This window comes from Ruminococcus sp. RTP21484sp1_RTP21281st1_A8_RTP21281_210402 (assembly GCF_040914025.1).
Taxonomy (GTDB): domain Bacteria; phylum Bacillota; class Clostridia; order Lachnospirales; family Lachnospiraceae; genus Blautia_A; species Blautia_A faecis.
The window spans coordinates 1-2,972 of the sequence record NZ_JBCPGE010000041.1 but is presented as its reverse complement, the minus strand read 5'-3'; the positions used below and the strand labels follow the sequence as shown (position 1 = coordinate 2,972).

Annotated in this window: 3 protein-coding genes; all 3 read left to right on the top strand. The window is 46.5% G+C overall.

Going from position 1 to position 2,972, the window contains the following annotated elements; genetic code table 11:
- On the top strand, window positions 1–278 hold a 278-nt coding region (locus AB5170_RS16895; RefSeq protein WP_368365110.1), incomplete at its 5' end, for a leucine-rich repeat protein.
- Entirely contained in the window at window positions 271–1,311 is a 1,041-nt protein-coding gene (locus tag AB5170_RS16890) for an energy-coupling factor transporter transmembrane component T (protein ID WP_227198970.1), read from the top strand. The genes AB5170_RS16895 and AB5170_RS16890, both read left to right, overlap by 8 nt.
- Window positions 1,308–2,972, top strand: a 1,665-nt coding sequence (locus AB5170_RS16885) for an ABC transporter ATP-binding protein (RefSeq protein WP_368365109.1), incomplete at its 3' end; no start/stop codon positions are given. The genes AB5170_RS16890 and AB5170_RS16885, both read left to right, overlap by 4 nt.

Sequence of the window (2,972 nt, the reverse complement as noted above, 5' to 3'; positions counted from 1 at the left end):
GTTTAGTAGAGCTTGGCGAGAGTGCCTTTTTCAAATGCAACAACTTAAAACATGTCGTGATCCCGGAGAGTGTGGATGTGATCGAACGCTGGGTATTCCATGGCTGCAACCGTCTGGAAACCGTAGAAATCCGTCACGATCCGGAGTATGTCGGTCCGTGGATCGTTAATAAGAGCTGTACCATTCGCTGTTATAAAGGCAGCAAGATGGATGCCTATTGTGATGAGTATGAACTGAAGAGGGAGTATATCGGTGCCGAAAGCGTTGTCAATGAATAAAGAAAAAAACAACAGAACGTGTGCAAACCTTACGGTAATGGATACCTTTTCTGCCTGTCATCCTTTTTTGAATTTTTTCTATTTTACAGTGGTACTTTTTTTTACCATGTTCAATCAACACCCGGTGTTCATCGGGATCTCTTATATTGGAGCATTTTCCTATTCGTTTTTATTAAACGGATGGGAAAAGACTCTGAAACAAAGCTTTCTTCTTACTCTGCCAGGTCTTCTCATTGTGGCACTATTAAATCCCATGTTTAATCATTACGGGGTTACCATGCTGTATTATGTAAAAAGCAGCGGCAACTGGATCACCCTGGAAGCACTTGTGTACGGTGTGGTGCTTGGCGCTGTGATGTTCGTAGTCATCCAGTGGTTTTCCTGTTACAATAAAGTGATGACAACGGATAAATTTATCTATCTGTTTGGGCGGATCATTCCGGCGCTTTCCCTGATCTTATCTATGGCGCTTCGGTTTGTGCCAAGGTTTACTGCACAGTTAAAAGTAATCCGAAGCGGGCAGAAAGCCATGGGACGGGATGTATCAGAAGGAAGCCTTTTTGCGCGTATCCGCCATGGGCTTAACATGCTCTCCATCCTGGTTACCTGGGCGCTGGAAAACGCCATTGAGACCTCTGATTCCATGCGAAGCAGGGGATATGGTCTGAAGGGAAGGACTGCGTTTTCCATTTACCATTTTACAAGAAAAGATAAGTATGTCCTGGGAATGATGATCGGACTGTCTGCTATATTTACAGGGGGCTGTATCAAAGGGGCTGCCTATGCAAGTTATGATCCCAGAATCCTGTTAGCTGGCTTTACCATCCAGGGATACGCGGCACCCGTTTCGGTTTCCCCGTTACTTGCCCTGCTTACTTATCTTTGTTTTGCAGCCTTTTGTTTTCTTCCAGTGCTGCTGGATGTGACAGAAACCATCCGCTTTTCCTATAGCAGGAGAAAAGAAACGACAGACCTTGAAATGACGTATCAAAAAATTTACCAGACGCTGGAACAGGAAGGAACAGACAGATGAATCTTGTAGAAATAAAGGATTTCGGGTTTTCCTATCCGGAAAGTTCCAGAAAAGTTCTGGAGCATGTAAACCTGAACATAAAAGAAGGAACCTTAAATGTCATCATGGGAAGGAGCGGCTGCGGAAAAAGCACCCTGCTTCGCCAGTTAAAAAGCGTGCTTGCACCAGCTGGAGAAAAAGAGGGGGAGATCCTCTACCGGAATATTCCGCTTAGGGATACCGACCACCGCACCCAGAGCCAGGAGATCGGGTTTGTGATGCAAAATCCGGACAACCAGATCGTGACCGATAAGGTATGGCATGAGCTGGCGTTTGGACTGGAAAGCCTTGGGTATGACAATGCCACCATCCGCCTTCGGGTGGCAGAGATGGCAAGTTATTTTGGCATCCAGAAGTGGTTTTATAAAAATGTATCGGAATTGTCAGGCGGACAAAAACAGCTTTTAAACCTGGCTTCTGTGATGGCCATGCACCCGTCCTTACTGATCCTGGACGAGCCAACCTCCCAACTGGATCCCATTGCAGCCTCCGATTTTCTGGAGACCGTGAAGAAGATCAACCGTGATATTGGAACGACTGTACTGCTCACCGAACACCGCCTGCAGGATATCATCCCGTATGCCGACCGGGTGTTTGTCATGGATGAGGGAACCCTGTTTTTGGAAGGAAAACCCCGGGAGATTGGAACCAAATTAAAGGAACAGCACCACGGCATGTTTTTATCCATGCCAGTTCCCATGCAGATCTATGCAGGGACAGACAGCGCCCTTACCTGTCCCCTTACCGTAAGTGAGGGCAGACAGTGGATCCGGGAATATACAGAAGAAAAAGGAATAAAAAAAGAACAGATCCAGCAGGCAAACCAAAGGCTGGAACGACAGGGGGAGAAAAACGAAAACGAAACGGCAGGCTTTTTCGGGCATCTAAAGCGCCAGAAAGAAAATACGCCCCCAGCCATCCAAATGAAGGATGTCTGGTTTCGGTATGAAAAGGACAGCCCCGATGTCATTCAGGATCTGTCCCTGGAAGTAAAAAAAGGAGAATTCTATGCCCTGGTAGGGGGAAACGGAACGGGAAAGAGTACCACCTTATCCTTACTTGGACGAGTATACCAGCCGTATAGCGGCAGAATCTACCTGGATGGAAAGGATCTTCGTTCCTTTTCCGACCGGAAGTTATACTGCGGGTATCTAGGTGTTATGCCGCAGAATCCCCAGAGCATCTTTTTAAAAAAGACCGTACTAGAAGACCTCTATAGCGTGATCGGCGGAAAAAAAGAAAAGCCGTCTAACGAGTATCCCATTTCCATGAAAAAGGAAAAAGCCATTGAGGGGATTGTAAGCCTTACCCATTTGGAGGGACTGCTTGAACGCCATCCCTATGATTTAAGCGGCGGGGAACAGCAGCGGCTTGCCCTTGCAAAAGTGCTTCTTCTTCGTCCGAAGATCCTTCTCATGGATGAACCGACCAAGGGAATGGATGCGGAATATAAAGAAGAGCTTGGAAGCATCTTAAAGAAGCTGCAATCCCATGGAATGACGATTTTCATGATTTCCCATGACGTGGAATTTGTAGCCGAGTATGCGGATACGACAGGCCTGTTTTTTGAGGGAAATGTGGTGACAAGCAAAAAGACAAGAGACTTTTTCGCTGGAAATAAT